Source organism: Pricia mediterranea, from assembly GCF_032248455.1.
GTDB lineage: Bacteria > Bacteroidota > Bacteroidia > Flavobacteriales > Flavobacteriaceae > Pricia > Pricia mediterranea.
The window spans coordinates 1,175,675-1,190,014 of the sequence record NZ_JAVTTP010000001.1 but is presented as its reverse complement, the minus strand read 5'-3'; the positions used below and the strand labels follow the sequence as shown (position 1 = coordinate 1,190,014).

At 43.9% G+C, this 14,340-nt stretch carries 14 protein-coding genes; 7 read left to right on the top strand and 7 right to left on the bottom strand.

The features are described from left to right. The first annotated feature begins 375 nt into the window (after positions 1 to 375). Complete coding sequence (locus tag RQM65_RS05045; RefSeq protein WP_314013159.1) at positions 376 to 687, top strand: hypothetical protein; 312 nt, start codon at positions 376 to 378, stop codon at positions 685 to 687. A 129-nt stretch (positions 688 to 816) separates the two neighbouring features. After that, entirely contained in the window at positions 817 to 1,527 is a 711-nt protein-coding gene (locus RQM65_RS05040) for a PQQ-dependent sugar dehydrogenase (RefSeq protein ID WP_314013158.1), read from the top strand. Between the two features lie 81 nt (positions 1,528 to 1,608). On the opposite strand, the gene RQM65_RS05035 is transcribed toward RQM65_RS05040, so the two are convergent. The 7 genes from RQM65_RS05035 to RQM65_RS05005 form a co-directional block, all read right to left on the bottom strand. After that, a complete protein-coding gene (locus RQM65_RS05035; protein ID WP_314013157.1) occupies positions 1,609 to 2,523 on the bottom strand; it encodes a cation diffusion facilitator family transporter in 915 nt (304 codons plus the stop codon). After that, positions 2,507 to 3,004 carry a DUF2231 domain-containing protein gene (locus RQM65_RS05030; protein ID WP_314013156.1) on the bottom strand — a complete coding sequence of 166 codons (498 nt, stop codon included), beginning with the start codon at positions 3,002 to 3,004 and terminating at the stop codon, positions 2,507 to 2,509. Before RQM65_RS05030 ends, RQM65_RS05035 begins: the two co-directional genes overlap by 17 nt. A 1-nt stretch (position 3,005) precedes the next feature. Further along, a complete protein-coding gene (locus tag RQM65_RS05025) occupies positions 3,006 to 3,332 on the bottom strand; it encodes a hypothetical protein (protein WP_314013155.1) in 327 nt (108 codons plus the stop codon). 914 nt (positions 3,333 to 4,246) lie between these two features. Continuing rightward, complete coding sequence (locus RQM65_RS05020; RefSeq protein ID WP_314013154.1) at positions 4,247 to 4,459, bottom strand: helix-turn-helix domain-containing protein; 213 nt, start codon at positions 4,457 to 4,459, stop codon at positions 4,247 to 4,249. 3 nt (positions 4,460 to 4,462) lie between these two features. Next, entirely contained in the window at positions 4,463 to 4,942 is a 480-nt protein-coding gene (locus tag RQM65_RS05015) for a DUF2975 domain-containing protein (RefSeq protein ID WP_314013153.1), read from the bottom strand. Positions 4,943 to 4,946: 4 nt separating this feature from the next. Beyond that, positions 4,947 to 5,132, bottom strand: coding sequence for a hypothetical protein (locus RQM65_RS05010; protein WP_314013152.1), 186 nt, complete (start codon positions 5,130 to 5,132; stop codon positions 4,947 to 4,949). A 371-nt stretch (positions 5,133 to 5,503) separates the two neighbouring features. Then, a complete protein-coding gene (locus RQM65_RS05005; RefSeq protein WP_314013151.1) occupies positions 5,504 to 6,124 on the bottom strand; it encodes an RNA polymerase sigma factor in 621 nt (206 codons plus the stop codon). 112 nt (positions 6,125 to 6,236) lie between these two features. Between RQM65_RS05005 and RQM65_RS05000 the strand changes: the two genes are divergently transcribed. The 5 genes from RQM65_RS05000 (at position 6,237) to RQM65_RS04980 (ending at position 13,886) form a co-directional block, all read left to right on the top strand. Further along, entirely contained in the window at positions 6,237 to 7,394 is a 1,158-nt protein-coding gene (locus RQM65_RS05000) for a FecR family protein (RefSeq protein ID WP_314013150.1), read from the top strand. Between the two features lie 224 nt (positions 7,395 to 7,618). Next, complete coding sequence (locus tag RQM65_RS04995; protein ID WP_314013149.1) at positions 7,619 to 8,719, top strand: SusC/RagA family TonB-linked outer membrane protein; 1,101 nt, start codon at positions 7,619 to 7,621, stop codon at positions 8,717 to 8,719. Positions 8,720 to 8,788: 69 nt separating this feature from the next. Continuing rightward, complete coding sequence (locus RQM65_RS04990; RefSeq protein ID WP_314013148.1) at positions 8,789 to 9,985, top strand: IS256 family transposase; 1,197 nt, start codon at positions 8,789 to 8,791, stop codon at positions 9,983 to 9,985. 130 nt (positions 9,986 to 10,115) lie between these two features. Beyond that, the gene (locus tag RQM65_RS04985) at positions 10,116 to 12,362 is read left to right on the top strand and encodes a SusC/RagA family TonB-linked outer membrane protein (protein ID WP_314016786.1); all 2,247 of its coding nucleotides are present in this window, start codon (positions 10,116 to 10,118) and stop codon (positions 12,360 to 12,362) included. Between the two features lie 18 nt (positions 12,363 to 12,380). Then, positions 12,381 to 13,886, top strand: a complete 1,506-nt coding sequence (locus tag RQM65_RS04980) for a RagB/SusD family nutrient uptake outer membrane protein (RefSeq protein ID WP_314013147.1) — start codon at positions 12,381 to 12,383, stop codon at positions 13,884 to 13,886. The last annotated feature ends 454 nt before the right edge of the window (positions 13,887 to 14,340 follow it).

Here is a 14,340-nt window from a genome sequence, read left to right as displayed (position 1 = left end):
TGTGAAAACGCTTGCCGAACTCGAAATTTGGGAGACCCTTGAATCTGTACTACATATTTTATGGTTAAATTTACCATAGATTAAGGACAGCACTCTTAACAAAGTGCTTAGGTCAAAAGAATTGTTCAGACGGAATATCCGTAAATGTAAAAATTTATGACGTCGGGGCGAATATTGCGGGATTCCGAATATATCAATTTTGGCAGGCTCCTAAAAAAGGAGTACAACGGCAGGATTAAATTTAAAATTGTTATGGGAACACGGATTTCAATAGCCATATCCATTTTATTCCTTCTATCCGCTACGGCACAAAGACGGACCGTAGACTCGCTACCGCCTATATCCGCGTCAAAATCAGTTTCGAATTTTTGCAACGTGATAGGCTGGAAAAATGGCAGGACCCCTAAGGCCCCACAAGGCTTTACCGTTACCAAGTATGCAGACGGTCTCGAGAATCCGCGGTGGATGTACGTGACGCCAGATGGAGATGTTCTGGTCGCCCAGAGCAATTCGAACTATGGATTTTTCAAAAAGATCGGCGCATGGATAATCGGAGCGGGAAAATCCAAAAGTCTGAAACACAGCGCCGATGTCAACACACTCCTTCGGGATACGAACGGCGACGGCATAGCCGAGCTAAGAGAGACCTTTCTTGAAAAAGGGCTAACCAACCTTTTGGAATGTTAGTACTGGACGGCTGGCTGTACGTCGCGAATACGATGCCCTAATGCGCTACCCTTATATAAAAGGGCAGACGCAAATTAGCGGTAACGGTGAAAAAATAGCTGTTTTACCGGCCGGTAAGAACAACCAGCATTGGACGCCAATATTATTGCCAATGAAGAAGGGTCTAAGATTTATGTTGCCGTGGGCAGCGGTTCCAATATCGCCGAAGACGGAATCGGAAAGGAATTTATGAAAGCGATTATTTTGGAAATAAATCCGGACGGTACGGGACTGAAGGTCTTTGCCTCCGGACTAAGAAATCCCGTTGGAATGGATTGGGAACCGGACACGGGAAGCCTATGGACCGTAGTAAACGAACGCGATGGCCTAGGGAATAACTTGGTACCCGATTATCTTACCCAAGTAAGGGAAAACGGATTTTACGGTTGGCCCTATGTCTATTTAGGGCAAAATGAAGACCCAAGGGTCAAGTACAAAAGACCGGAAAAGGTCGGGGAAACCATCGTTCCCGACCTAGCATTGGGTTCGCATACCGCCTCGTTGGGCCTGGTATTCTATACCGGCAAATCGTTTCCCGAAAAGTACCATCATGGGGCATTCGTCGTGCAGCATGGTTCTTGGAACCGTGATAGGCTCTCGGGATACAAAGTGGTCCATGTTCCTTTTGAAAACGGGAAACCCTATGGAAAGGCCGAAGATTTTCTTACCGGTTTTATCGTCGATCCAAATAGGGATGAAGTATATGGACGACCTGTTGGTGCCGTAGTAACATTTGATGGCTCACTACTTGTTACCGACGATGTGGCCTATACGATCTGGCGAATTAGCGCAGAGCGGTAAAAGGATTTTTTGGTCTGGATCGATTTTGCCATTTTATTGTACCTGACCGGATATATAAAGAACCCTACCGCAGAACGGTACCTATGGATATTCTGATGGTTCAACGTGGATATGCACATCGATCAGCTGTGGGAAGTTCCCGAACAGTTCGTCCTTTACTTTGTGGGCGATGTTGTGCCCCCTTGTGACGGTCTGATCACCATCGACCCAAATATGCATATCGATGTGGAAAGCGGTACCCATCTTACGGGAACGGCAGCGTTCCACTTTAATGACATCAGGGATTTTTTCGGCAATTTCAACAACTTTTATGCAAAGCTCAGGATCCACGGCTTCGTCCAACAGCTCACCTATGGCGGGCCTACTTATTCCATAAGCGTTATACAGGATGAACCCTGCGGCGATCAGGGCCGCAAAATCGTCGGCTATCTCAAAGCCTTTGCCACCAATAAGGGCAATGGAAATGCCTATGAAAGCGGCAACGGAAGTAATCGCATCGCTTCTATGGTGGAAAGCGTCCGCCTTTACGGCCGAACTGTCGATTTCCTCGCCTGTTTTAAGGACAAACCGGTACAGTAGCTCCTTGGTCAGGACGACCACGACCAGAACGATCAGCGTAAAGGGCGCAGGGCTTTTGTGGGGCTCCAGGATATGGAGGATACTGTCATGGACGATGATTCCCGCCGCGATCGTGAGGGCGATACCGATTCCCACGGCTACCAGGGCCTCAATCTTGCCGTGGCCGTAGGGATGGTTTTCGTCCGGCGGTCTGGAAGACCATTTGAGCCCCGCCCAGAGCATAGCGGAGGTCAGGACATCCGAGGCCGACTCGATGGCATCCGCTATCAGGGCGTAGGAATGGCCGAACACGCCGCCCAGACCCTTTACCAATGCCAGAAGGCCGCTTGCCACGATCCCTATAAGCGTGGTCCTTAATCCCTTTTTGGACAATTCGTTAGGGTTCCTATCCACCAGTCCCTCATTCAAATTCCACACAGTTTTCCGAAGGTACGTAAGTACCGCCCGCTTGTTGATATACCACCGAAGCGCCCATATGGCCGGAATATACCAGACCCCCAAAACCGGTCAAGAGCAAGACCGCCAAAAATATACTCAGTGGCCTGCTACGTGCAATAACATCGTACTGGAACAACATAAAAAGGAGGGTAGCAGCGGAATAGACATAGACCGAAAAATAGGCCCACCATTGATGTTCCTGAAGTACATTGGGGTCACATAAGGTCCGAACGACTACGTTATAGGCTTCCTCGCCCAGATAGATGGACACCCATGCGCTTAAAACACCAAGAACCAGTGCTAAAAAGGTAAACCGGGCTATAAATTGCGGCCACCCATTTTTTGTAACGAAAAGGCCGGAACAATAGGCGATGGAAGCCAAGCTCAACAAGACGATCGGTAAATGAATCGACAGTGCATGCCAGACCTCCGTACGCCAAATAGAGGGTATTTCCTCCATGCTATTCCATTATTTTAACAGCGATCGGATCCAGTTTTTGCCCTTTCTTTTCCACTTGGACCTCTACGGAGACCCCTTCGGACAATGCGTTGAACTCCACCGTTTCGCCGTTTTTGGTCAATTTCGTATTATCGGTAAAATAAAGTTCGAGCAGCTTGTCGTCGGAAGTTCGTACATAGATTTCCTTTTCCCCGGGCTCAACGGTCTCGGCCACTCCGGTATATGTGCCCGAAGGCACTACATCGGTATCCTTGTTTTCCCCGCAGGATTGCATAAGTACCAATCCGAATACTGCGATAATTGTTGTAAAACAGGCTTTTTTCATCATTTTGGATTTTATTTATTAGTGAATCGGAAATATAAAGAATCAACAGTTCAATACATAGCGTTAAGGAACTTTTTACGGTCTCGGTAGCACGGACATCTCTATACCCGTAAACTTAGTAAGATTGTTTCGGCCTCTATAACGTTGTCTGAGCCCCTTTGGGCGTGGTTTTTTGCTACTGCCGCAAAGTACCCTTTTACAAAACTTTTCAAAATCCAATTTAAGGGCCCTTGATGATAAACGAAACACAATTCTATAAAGTCTAAATTAAGGTGGGTTTTTTTCAATTAATCATTGTAGTAGTGAATAGCATTTAAAGCTAAATTGTAATTGAAGGCATCAATACAATTTTGATTATATTTAGAATCTTAAAAACAAGTTGAGTACTATGATGCCTTTTACTCCGTTTCCTATCATCAATTTGCTTTGTATTAAGACGTCAAAACATGAAAGAGGTTTTCATTTATTTTGAACATTGAAATTATTTCAGGCAATCATTGCTCCTGAGTTGATAAATCTCCTAAAAGCGATTTTCTTCCTGATTTTTTACGATCAAATATGTTCCTTTGATGGTTTGTTTACCATCACTTTTAAAGTCTAATGTATTAGGTTTCGACTCACTATAGGCAATATCCAGAAAGAAAACATTTTTGTCGTCCAATATTAAATTCCATCGTATAAAATCGACTTCAGTTTCAGCGGGAATTGTTAGCATTGTTTTGATAGACTCATCTCAATGTGTGCTTCCAATCAAAATAATTTTAGGCTTTATATCTCTAGCAGAACAAGGAACAGTCAGAAAAATAAACATTAATAGAAATGAATTTTGGATAATCGTTTTTAATGTTGTGATATCTTTCTCTATTAGATTATACCGATAAGCCGTCATTGTCCTTAAACTGTTAGTGTATCGTTGTTCATTTTTCGTCATATACATATTCCAAAATGTCGGCAGGTTGGCAGTTTAACACTTCACAGAGAGCTTCCAATGTGCTAAAGCGGATTGCTTTTGCTTTCCCTGTTTTCAAGATAGAAAGGTTGGACAGCGTTAGACCTACTTTTTCGGAAAGCTCGTTCAATGACATTTTTCTCTTTGCCATCACCACGTCCAAGTTTACTATAATTGGCATAGCTTAAATGGTTAAGTCGTTTTCAGATTTCATATCTACGACAGTCTGTAGGAGCTTTTCAAATATTGCCGCAGCGGTCGCGACCACAATAGAAGCAAACGTAGTTACAATACAAATGGCAAGAAAGCCCGTAGGGTCGTCCTCTTTATTATGGGTAAACCTTATGAAAGCTCCTGCTAACACGACTAATGCACTTAGTATGATCGCACAATATTTAATGTGCTTTAAGGCTTCTACCGCGGTCGGTGAGAATACTTTGTTTTGCCCAATGTAACCAACCAGTCTGAACGCCATGAACAATGCAACAAAGAAAGGAATTGATGTTGTGTACCCATACAAAATGAACTTGTCGGAATAAATGTCGACCAAGTCCAAGTTTGTGGCCCTTCCCTCCGTCAAGGGGAGCCAAATCAAAAGAGAAAGTGTTACCACACCGATAAGCACAAGAACCGCCTGAAGGAATACGACTGAAACTCGTTTCATAACATCACTTTTTAATTCGGTATCGGTTTATTACAAACCACACGATGCCGATCATTATCAAAATAAGCGGTAAGGCACCCGGTTCGTCTTCAACCGTAATCATATAAATCAATAAGGCCGTTCCCACGAGTATGGTTAGAACCGAAAGCACTCTGCCCAACTTTATTTTTTGACCGATTTCTTTTGCCATGATTTTCAGGTATTTAACAAAAATACAGGCAAAAACAACAATTATTTATTGTAAAACAATAAATAATTGTTGTTTTTAGGTAAATTTATTCCTTTAAGCCGATTGGCACATTAAGACTTGGAATTGTTTGTTTGGCGTCGTCCTACAATGACACGCTTTTGGGTATCTTGAAAGGAATAATAATAGACTATATGGAAATGAACTTTATAAGTCTAAATAAAGGTGGGATTAAGTATACCAATGAATTTTAGGTATAGTCCCAAGAAAACTTTCAGTTTAAGATATTGGACCTACTACAAGCCCCATTATGCTTTCTTAAACAAAGGTCAAGCGTCCGTTTATTTGAACTTTTAATAATAGTTCAGTTATTTTTAATCGCCCAATGCCATTTCTTTGTTTTCCCCCCTCGGTACTCTTTCCCTGAACAGAATAAAAAGTAGGGTTTTATATTTTTCCCCCAGCTTTCCCCTCAGATCGCTAAAGGCCTTTGTGATTTGATTCTCGACTGTCTTGATAGAAATATTCAGATGTTCCGATATTTCGAGATTGGAAAGTCCTTCTTTTTTGCTTAGGACAAAGATCATTTTACATTTAGGGGGCAATGCTTTAATGGCATCTTCAACGGATTTCATCATTTTTTCCAAATGGAAATCCTGATTTTCATCGATTATGGACTCAAGGGCATCGATATATTTTTTTTGAAGGGTGAGAACGGATCTGTTCTTTCTGTACTGGTCGATAAATTCATTGTGCACCGATTTGTAGAGGAAGTTTTTAATAGAAAAATCATCCTTTAATTTTTGTCTATTTTTCCAAATCGATACAAATACATTCTGGACAATGTCCTCAGCTGCCGAATCATCATGGATAAGATTGCTTGCATACACACATAATTTATGGTGATAACTTTCCACCAAATACGAATATGCACCCTCTTCACCATTTTTTAAACCTCTGATCAGTAAACCTTCCTTTTCATAACTAGGTTTCATATCTCCAAATAATCAAATTAATAGTCGATGACAAGACAAATATTAAAAAAATATTCTAAAAAATAGGGGATTCTCAATTTAGCTTCGTCTATAGGATAGATTTGATTACGGAATGAAACCGGATAATACCCAAAAACTTATCGTAAAATATATTACCAATTCAATTTCCGCTAAAGAGTTGGAGAAGTTGGATAAATTAATACAAGAGCCTATCAATGAAAAGGAGTTTTGGGATTTTATAAAGACGAATTACCGCATTGACTATAACATGAAGGAGTTCAATACAGGAGAATCAAAGAAACGTCTGCTCGATACGATTAGAATGGACAAAAGGGTTGTGTTTAGACGCAAGTTCAGGAAAATTTTCAAATATGCCGCTTTCGCCATTTTTTTCCTGGGTATGGGTTATTTTATAAAACAACAGCTTTATAAAGAACACAATAAGAAGACTATTGTTCCAAAAGAAAGCTTCATTACTTTGGAATTGGGGAACGGAAATGTAAAAGTGATTTCGGAGGACGGTTCTTCTAGTGTAAAGGATTCCCAAGGGGAAATCGTTGGGAGCCAAGTCGGCAAAAAATTAGTATATAAAAAAAAGAACCGGTCAGAAAAATGGGTCTATAACACACTTAATGTTCCCTATGGAAAACAATTCAATCTGGAATTGTCGGACGGTACTGTTGTTTATTTAAATGCAGGAACCTCCCTTAAATATCCCGTGAAATTTCTAGACGGCGGACAACGCGAGGTCTTTTTGGACGGGGAAGCTTTTTTTGAGGTAACAGAGAACAAGAAAAGCCCTTTTATCGTTAATTCAGGTGATATGAACGTCAGGGTTTTGGGAACCAAATTTAATGTTTCCGCTTATCCGGAAGAAAGGAACAAAGTAGTGGTACTGGTAAAAGGTTCGGTCGAACTCTATGACAAAAATAGAAAAAAGGATAGGGTCGGAACAACGGCCCTAAAGCCGGGGATGAAAGGAAACTTTGATGTCGAACGAAAGAACATAACCACCGAACCTGTTATAACCAGTATCTATACCTCATGGGTCGATGGCGAACTTGTTTTTAGGAATATGGCTTTTTCGAAAATCCTCAAAAGGTTGGAACGTCGGTATGATGTTACGATCATCAATAAAAACGTGAAATTGGACAATGTGGAGTTCAACGCTAGTTTTGGCAATATGCCGGTAGGACAAATTATGGAATATTTCAAAAGTGTCTATGGTATCGACTATACGGTGGACCAAGACAGGATAACCATTGAATAACACAAAAAGCTACAACTATGAAATAAGAAAACGACACAAAATCGATTTAACCGATTACTTGATTATTTCCCCGAGAAATAAAAAATCGGAAAATGCGTCACCATTTTCCGATATAACAAAGTGATCGTAAAATTTGAACAACCACAATAAAACATTATAAAATTATGAAAAAAATTCTTTCCCAGAAGAGAAGGCGACATCTACCGTATAAATTTAGTTTGAGAATGAAACTTAGTGTTCTGTTTACGTTCACGGCATTGTTGACCATGTATGCCAATGATTCCTATGCACAGCGTACCAAGATTACAATTGATCTTCAAAATGTGCCCGTAACAAGACTATTGGATGAAATCGAAAGCAGGACGGATTTCCGGTTCGTATACCGTACCAAGGAAGTCGATCTGGACCGTATGGTCAGCGTTAAAGCAGAAAAGGAAAGGGTCATCTCGATTTTGGAAAAAGTTTTCCAAAATACAGGAACAACCTATAGGATAATAGATACGCAGATATTTCTAAAAAAATCGATAGACCAAAAAAAATATCAGGACAAGGACCGGTCCGAAATTGAGAATAATCAGAACCAACAATTGCAGGTAAGCGGCTCGGTCACCGATGCCGACGGTGCACCTCTGCCCGGCGCCAGCATTGTTGAAAAAGGAACTACAAATGGTGTACAGACCGATTTTGACGGTAATTTCTCAATCGATATTTCCGATGAAAATGCAACATTAGTGGTCTCTTATATAGGTTTCGGGGAAAAGGAAGTGGTTGTAAACGGACAGGCCACCATTAACGTGCAATTGGAAGAAAGTGCTCAGGGATTGGACGAAGTGGTGGTCGTCGGCTATGGTACTTCAACTAAAAAAGATTTGACAGGTGCAGTGGCGACAATCCCAACCGAACAATTGGAAAACAGGCCGGTGGTCTCCTATCAAGAGGCACTTGCGGGCCAAATGGCCGGGGTGCAGATACAACAAACCAGTGCAGCTCCCGGTAATGAAGGTCTGGCCGTTAGGGTTCGGGGATCAGGATCTATCACAGCCGGTCAAGATCCTTTATATGTTATCGATGGCTACCCAGTAGAAGGTAGCGGATTTTCCTTGGTCAATCCTTCCGATATCGAAAGCATACAAGTATTGAAGGATGCCTCTTCCACTGCAATCTATGGTTCGCGTGGATCCAATGGAGTGGTCATTGTCACCACTAAAAAAGGAAAGGTGGGTAAACCAAGGGTTTCATATAATGCTTATTTCGGTATGCAGCAGGTCGCCAAAAAGTTCGATATGATGAACACCGAACAATATCTCGAAAGGACTATCTCATAAAGTGTGTAAATAAAAAAATAGCGGGGGCATGCCCCCGCTATTTTTTTAACTTTAAATTTTTACACTATTATGAAAAAAGAGGAATTATTCAACGACGAGTTTTTAAAACAGTTCAAGACCGGTGACGAGCTCAACGGTTTTTTAAAGGAACTGCAAAAGCGCGGCATCGAGAAGATGCTCGAAGGCGAGCTCGATGGCCATCTGGATTATAACAAGCATGGGAAATCCAAGAACCGGAACACGCGCAATGGCCATTCGACCAAAAAAGTGCGCACCTCCTTCGGGGAATCGCAGATTGCCGTACCAAGGGACAGGGATGCCAGTTTCAACCCCATGATAGTGCCCAAGCGCGGCAATATGGTGGACGGCATCGAGAACGTGATCGTCTCGCTCTATGCCAAGGGCATGAGCAACAGCGATATCGAGGAACAGATACGGGAAGTCTACAACTTCGATATCTCCACATCGACCATATCGAGGATAACCGATAAGATTTCCGGGGACATCGTGGCTTGGCAGAACAGACCTTTGGAACCGATATACCTTATCGTCTGGATGGACGGGATCGTATTCAAGGTACGCGAGAACTCAAAGGTCATCAACAAGACCGTCTATATCGCGGTAGGACTGCGGAGGGACGGCAAGAAAGAGGTCCTCGGCCTGTGGTTGGGCAAGAACGAGTCCGCCGCTTTCTGGATGAGCGTACTTACCGATATGAGGGCGCGCGGCACGGAGGATATTTTGATCACGGCCACCGACAACCTGAACGGCTTTACCGATACCATCAGGAACGTGTTCCCGGAGTCCAAGACCCAGATATGCGTGGTGCACCAAATAAGAAATGCCTGTAGATATGTCGTTTGGAAGGATAAAAAAGCTTTTACGACCGATATGAAACTTATCTATAACGCGCCCACCCAGGTCGCTGCAAAAGCCGCCCTGAAGGACTTTTCGGATAAATGGGAAGGCAAGTACTCCTATGCGATCAAAAGCTGGAGGGACAATTGGGACGAGCTGACGGTATTCTTCGAGTTCCCCATCGAGATCAGGAAAATCATATATACCACCAACCTGATAGAGAACCTGAACGGGAAAATCAGAAAGTATACCAAAAACAAATTGTCCTTCCCTACTGACGACGCAGTAATGAAATCAGTATATTTGGCAGTAAGGGAGGCGACCAAAAAGTGGTCGATGCCAGTAAGGAACTGGGGCATAATCCTAAATCAGTTCCTGACGATCTATGAAAAAAGGGTCAGACTTTAGATAAAAGTCGAACCCTCGTTATTTTTAACTTACACAGTTAATGGGATAGTGTCATCTCGAATTTTTCAAGGACGGGCACAATCAGGCTTGGCTCGACAGGCCGCCCCTCCCCGGGAATGCACCCCATTCAATAAACGATCCTAACTCTTTACGTGAGACCTATTCGAACTCAAGTTTTTACATTATTCCCGAAAATTTTGACGACCCTAGCAACTTTGCCGATACCGATTGGCAGGAAGAACTATTTAGAAGCGCTCCCACCCAACGTCATCAACTGTCTCTGTCGGGAGGAACCGAAAATACCCGTTATTTTGCTTCCACAGGGTATACCAAACAGGACGGTATTTTAATCAATAGCGATTATAGATTATACAACTTAAGAGCAAATCTTACTTCGGACATCAATGATAGATTAAGGGTCGGGGTAAATTTCAGTGGATACTATTCGGACCAGAACAGTCTGGACGAGGGGAAGGACAGTCCACTTGCCTATGCCATATATGCCCCCCCAATATATCCGGTACGAAATCTGGACGGCACCTATGGTTCGCAGGTCCGAAATCGTGATATATGGGCGGGTGATGTAGCCAGTCCGATAGGCATCGCGGAAAACATTACCAATTTTACCAATAGCAACGGTTTCATCGCTTCACTTTATGCCGAATACGGCATACTTGAGAACCTAAAATACAAACTGAGCTTGAACGGTTCCATGGACAACCGTCGTTTAAAGTATTACAGGCCTTCCTTCGTTGATACCGATGGTTCCCGGGCACCTAAGACCGCCGATGCCCGAAATGAGACATGGCTCGATAAAAACTGGCTTATCGAACATACCCTGAATTACAATACTACGTTTTCGGAAAAACATAGCTTAAACGTACTCGCCGGGTTTACCGCCCAAAAATTTTATTTCGAATACGCACGGGCGAATGCACAAAACTTTCCTAATGATGCGGTCCGAACCTTAAATGCTGGACAGATCGTAGGAGGTGAGAGCACCGAATCAAGAAACTCATTGTTGTCCTATTTGGGCCGACTTAACTATGCCTATGACAACAGATATCTTTTAACGGCGAGTATAAGGTCCGACGGATCCTCGAAATTCGGAAAGGACAACCGATGGGGCACTTTCCCTTCCGCCTCGGTAGGATGGCGTATCGACCAAGAAAACTTTATGGACAATGTAGATGCTGTAAGCGACCTGAAAATTAGGGCCAGTTGGGGCCTAGTAGGAAATAATAAGATTGGGGACTACGGCTCGATAGGTCTAACAGGTTCAAGTTATTACGTTCTGAACAATAACTTGGCGAACGCTGTTAACCCTAACACCTTTGCCAATCCCGGGCTGGGATGGGAGACGACGGAACAGTACAACCTCGGTTTCGATTTAGGATTGTTCAGCAACCGCGTGCGGTTGGAAGCCGATTTTTATAGAAGCCGCTCGGTTGATTTATTACTGGACGTACCAGTTCCCACCTTAACGGGTTACACATCCCAATTACAGAATATAGGTGAAGTCGAAAATAAGGGCATGGAGTTTTTGCTGAGAACAGAAAATATAACTGGGGACTTCCAGTGGTCTACCAATTTCAATATTTCATTCAACAAGAACAAGGTCTTGGCTTTAGGCCCGGACGGTAGGCCGATATTTGCCGGGGCGCCCAGTGCCGGCAACACGTTCATTACCACTATCGGCAAGCCCATCGCTACTTTTTACGGATACATATATGATGGCGTTTTTCTTGACCAAGAGGAACTGGACGCATCCCCAAGCCTTCCCAATGACTTTCCCGGTGACCCAAGATATGTGGACCTTAACGGGGACGGGATGCTGAATGCCGACGATAAAACATTCATCGGGGACAACCAGCCGGATTTTATTTATGGGATAAGTAATGATTTTTCCTACAAAAATTTGGATTTGAACATACAGTTAACCGGTTCTCAGGGGGCACAGACCTTTAGCTTCTTTAACCGTATGGTCGGAATTTACCATGGAGACCGGAACGGGCTTATTAAACTGACGGACCGTTGGCGTTCCGAATCGGATCCCGGGAACGGATACATACTTAGGGCAAACAGGGATCCAAAGGGTTTGCAGAAAGAGCCTTCGAGCTATTGGGTGGAAAACGCTTCCTTTTTACGTATCAGGAACGTATCCTTAGGTTACAACTTTGACCAACAACTCTTGGAGCGGTTAAGAATGTCCGCCCTGCGCATTTACGTAACCGGACAGAACCTTTACACTTTCACAAAGTATCCAGGTTATGACCCGGAGACCAGTAGTGAGGGAGAGGGCCTTTCCCGTGGAGGAGATTATCTTGGCTATCCATCTGCAAGGACCATAATGATCGGTCTTAATATCGGTTTTTAATTTAAAAAAATCATTATCATGAAAAAAATATCAATACTACTTTTTGCGGTCTTTTCCTCGCTTTCGTGTGAAAAGGACTTTATTGAACTTCAGCCCATTTCGGACATGAACGTAAATACGTTCTACCAAACGGAGCAAGACATGAACCAGGCGGTGCTTTCACCTTATGAATCGCTGCATGCCCTTTACGACCAGCCCTTCATTTATATGGGCGAGGTCCGATCGGACAATACCAGTTTTTCATGGGTACCGGGTAATTCAAAGGACATGGTCTCCATCGATAACTTTTCAGACCCGCTCTTATCCGATAATTCTTTTGTGCTGAGCGTTTGGAACAATAGCTACAATACCGTTTTGAGGAGTAATATAGTACTGGATAAAATCGATGGTGTCGAATTCACGAATCCGGCACTCAAGGAGCAGTATCGGGCCGAGGCACATTTTCTTAGGGCTCTGGTCTATTTTTGGCTGGCTCGCGTTTACGGCGATGTACCGATAGTAGATCATGAGCTAAGTCTTGAGGAAGCTTATGTTCTGGGAAGGTCCCCCATTGAGGAAGTTTATGACTTTATTGTGCAAGATCTCGAGTTTGCCGAAGAGAACCTTCCCGATAGCTACTCTGATGTCGATATAGGTCGTGCAACCGCCGGCGCCGCCAAAGGGCTGTTGGCAAAAGTGTACATGACGATGGCAGGGTATCCTTTAAAAAGGGGTGACTCCTATTATCAATTGGCGGAAGAAAAGGCGTTAGAGGTAATTAATATGGAGGCATACTCCCTAGTGCCGGATTATGAAAGCCTGTTCGATGTGGCCAATGAGAACAGTTCGGAATCTCTGTTCGAAATACAGTACAAAAAGGGCGGTACGGATACGGGTAGCCCTTGGAACAATAGTTTCGCCCCACGGTTTTCGGATAATGAGGTCGTTTTGGTAGGGGACAAGAGCGGGTTCAACGCACCTACTGAAAGCATGTCAACGGCCTATGCGGAAAACGATCCAAGAAAATCGATTTCGATGAGCGACGGTTATATATCCGATTCCGACGGGGAGTTCGTGGCCGAAAAATATGTGACGAAATATTATGACGTTTCCTTTAGTGGAAGCGATAATGACAACAACTGGATCGAATTAAGGCTGGCGGATATCTATTTGCTGTACGCAGAGGCCTTGGTACGGCAGAACAAACAATTGGATGTTGCCTTGACCTATCTCAATAGGATAAGGGAACGGGCCAGGAATAGTACCGGGGGAGGAACGGTACCGGCCGATTACCCCGCTTTCGGCACGCAACAGGATTTTTTGTTGGCCATCGAGGAGGAACGGCGGGTAGAGCTTGCCTTCGAGAACCACAGATGGTTCGATCTGGTGCGCACCGAGCGCGCCCAGGCGGTCATGTCGGCGCAGCAGGCAACGGTCAATGGATTCGACCCCGGGGCCTGGAGCGACAACCAGTTGTTGTTTCCCATCCCCCTTCAGGTCATTCAATCGAACCCGGATAAAATAACCCAGAATCCCGGATATTGAGTGTCACGAACTAGTGATAAGTTCATTGAAATTAGCACTAGGTGCTGTATGAAAGATGGAGGCAGGCCCTCCGGAATCGGCGTGCAGGCGCCGGTTCCAAACCACCTATAAGCTGCTGTGGCCAAATGCCGTGGTAGTGAGCGTTATAGGAAAAGGCCCTATTAAAAGGGTCAGGTGTTTGTCAAGAAGGTGAGTGCAAATGAACCGCTGACGAGGCGTCGAAAGGGTAAGACGATGTCAAAACCAAGGTGCAATATCGTCCTTGGGAGAAGTAACAAGGTTACCTGTCTACCGTTGTTACGGCATCCGGCGTATAGGCGGCACGAGCTTGGCATGGGCTTTATACGGAACGTGGGAACCTGTCGTTACGATGGCAAGAGAAAACTTCAAGCAAAAGACACTGTTAGAAGGAAAGTATCGAAGCGTAGCACGGGGGCGGAACATCCCGCAGTAG